The 2,733-nt window shown below is 42.4% G+C and carries 2 protein-coding genes and 1 pseudogene; 2 read left to right on the top strand and 1 reads right to left on the bottom strand.

Translation table 11 applies throughout. From position 1 onward, the window contains the following. The coding region (locus tag WBA23_RS03855) for a hypothetical protein (RefSeq protein ID WP_424580927.1) at positions 1–919 on the top strand (919 nt) is incomplete at its 5' end. A 42-nt stretch (positions 920–961) separates the two neighbouring features. Here WBA23_RS03855 and tsaD read toward each other — a convergent pair. Continuing rightward, positions 962–2,002 (bottom strand): tRNA (adenosine(37)-N6)-threonylcarbamoyltransferase complex transferase subunit TsaD, encoded by a 1,041-nt coding sequence (tsaD, locus tag WBA23_RS03850; RefSeq protein ID WP_424580926.1) that lies wholly within the window; start codon positions 2,000–2,002, stop codon positions 962–964. Between the two features lie 81 nt (positions 2,003–2,083). Here tsaD and WBA23_RS03845 point away from each other — a divergent pair. Continuing rightward, a pseudogene (locus WBA23_RS03845) lies at positions 2,084–2,733 on the top strand (hypothetical protein); the annotation flags it as partial.

Below are 2,733 nucleotides of genomic sequence, written 5' to 3'. Positions count from 1 at the left end.
GGGCGGCATTCTAACTCGCTCACCAAAGGCTGGCGTAGATCTTTCTGAACAGGCGTTAGATATTCGCACGCAACCCATGACCTCTGATGCTAAAGATGATTTCTGGAGAGCCATTATGCACAGTGCCCTTTCCTTTGTTGATGTCTATTGTTTTCATCCCTGGATCCAAACCTACGCTGATAAGGAGAAGAGAGACAGCATAGTAAAGAGCCACGCTCGGCTACGATTGCTAATTTTATACGTGCTTTCTTCGGCTGCCTGGGCCAACGGAATTGTGGAGAAAGAGGAAAAAGAGTTTTTAAATTACTACTTAGAGCTATCTCAATTACCCGAAGAGCTGGAGGATCAAGGAAAGAAAATGATCTCGGAGCGAGTGAGCATGGATGATATTAAGTGGGATCAGGTTAAATCTCCAGTACTTAAACGATACTTACTTGAGTTAGCCACCATGATTATTTTGTCTGATAAAGTAATCAGCAAATCCGAACGGGATTTTTTAAACCAACTACGTGACAGACTACATCTTTCTAAAGAAAAAGCCCAACATAGCGTACTTGCTGTGGAGAGTTTTGTAGTAGAGCACTGGCAGAATATTCCGTATCTTAATGGTAATAAAGATGTAGAAGCTATGATGATGTATCTGCTGGCCAAACTACGGCCCTATCTTCAGGAGCAATTACCACTACTAAAGAAGTATTTAGCCCAAGAGCCTGATATAGACGCACTGTTGCAGCGTTCTCTTATTGAAACAATTAGTACGAACGAACGCAAGAAAATTCGTCAGGGACTTTTAGATGCTATTCAAACCACTCCTGCTTTTCAAAGCGCGGTGGTGCCTCGCTCCTTACTAACGTATTCTGTACTACTAGAAACTGTGCCCGGCGGACTATTCGCTAGCTACCAACCTAAAAATGGATGAGTGACAAAATTTAGTTGCGCATTAGTTATTAGTCGCTATTCATTATTCAGTTCCAAATTTAAGGCGGGGGTTGGGGCTGGTGGCCAGTGTATCGGTTAGTCCGGCTAAGTACTGATAGTGAGCTGCCATAGCAATCATAGCAGCATTATCGGTACAGTACTCAACTTTCGGAATATACACCTGCCATTGCCTTTGGATAGCTAGTGCCTGCAACTTACTTCGTAACCCAGAGTTAGCTGATACCCCTCCCGCAATAGCAATTTCGCGAATCCCAGTCTGACTAGCCGCCGCTTCTACTTTTTCTAACAACATATTAATAAGAGTTGACTGTACACTAGCACATAAATCAGGTAGATTCTCTTTAATAAATTGCTCATTTTGCTTTAGCTGATCGCGCAAAAAATAAAGTACTGCTGTTTTTATTCCACTAAACGAAAAGCTGAGCTCAGGCATTGAAGTAGTCGGAAAAGAAAATCGTTCGGGGTTTCCTTGTTGAGCACTACGATCTAAATGAGGCCCTCCCGGATAAGGTAAACCTAGCAGCTTAGCAATCTTGTCGAATGCTTCTCCTACGGCATCATCCATCGTTTCGCCAATAATTTCCATAGCTAAATAATCGCGTACTACTACTAGCTGCGTGTGCCCACCACTTACCGTTAAGCATAGAAACGGAAATTGAGGGCGAGGTGATTCTATGAAGTGGGCCAAAATATGCGCCTGCATATGATTAACAGCGATCAGAGGAATTTGTAGTCCCCAGGCGAACGACTTCACAAAAGAAGAGCCTACTAATAATGCTCCTAATAAGCCCGGTCCCTGAGTGTAGGCTACTGCGTTCAGCATAGTTTTTGTTATATTTGCCTGCTGGAAAGCCTGATGTACTATTGGGACAATATTTTGTTGGTGTGCTCGGGAAGCTAATTCTGGTACTACACCACCATAATTTTCGTGAACCGCTTGAGTAGCAACAATGTTACTAAGTATTTCCCCGTTTTTACTAATAGCCGCTGAGGTTTCATCGCAAGATGATTCTACAGCCAGAATAATAGAGGAAGAAGTTTTAGTTGCCGTACTTTTACGCATAATTTAGTAGAAATGAGGAGTTGCTTATTAAACACCACCAATAAGATTCTGCGCCGCAATATAGCAGAGTGTTAGTGTAATTTGAAAGAAAAGAATCCCCATACCACCCGCAGTATTACTAAACGAGTTGCTAAGCCCATCTTATGGCTTATGGCTATTCTTATTCTACTATTTATTGCGGTAGTAGGTGCGGTACAAATACCTCAAATACAAACCCGGCTGGTTCAGTATCTGGCTAAGACTATCACCGAACGGACTGGTTTTCATACTTCTATTGAAGGGGTACATATTAAATGGTTTGATACCGGGGTATTGGATAGCGTAACAATTATGGACGATGAGAACCGACCCATGATTATTGCCCACCACCTTACGGTCGACTTTGATATACGGACCAGCTTTAATAATGGTAACATTCTTATTGATGAAGCTCAAGTAAAAGGAGGGGTTCTTAACCTACGGAAAGATGCGGTAGACGCTACACTAAACATTACTCGGTTTATTGATACCGTAAAATCTATCATTCGGAAACCTCGCAAACCTAAGGAACGCTCTACTCCCCCCTTGTTTACAGTTGGCGAGGTTAGTTTAGAAGAAATCACTTTTCAGTACCACGATGCTGGGGCAAACTTACTACCTGATCGCTTTGATTACAACCACTTTATTGTATATGATATCTACGCAGATGCCTCTGATCTCCAGATTGTAGGCGACACTTTACAGGTAGATAT

The organism is Tunicatimonas sp. (genome assembly GCF_049647865.1).
Taxonomy (GTDB): Bacteria; Bacteroidota; Bacteroidia; order Cytophagales; family Cyclobacteriaceae; genus Tunicatimonas.
This window is presented reverse-complemented; position numbering and strand designations above follow the sequence as displayed.

Excerpts from the sequence above, each read along its gene's own strand:
- tsaD (WP_424580926.1), bottom strand. The coding sequence starts at position 2,002 with ATGCGTAAAAGTACGGCAACTAAAACTTCTTCCTCTATTATTCTGGCT.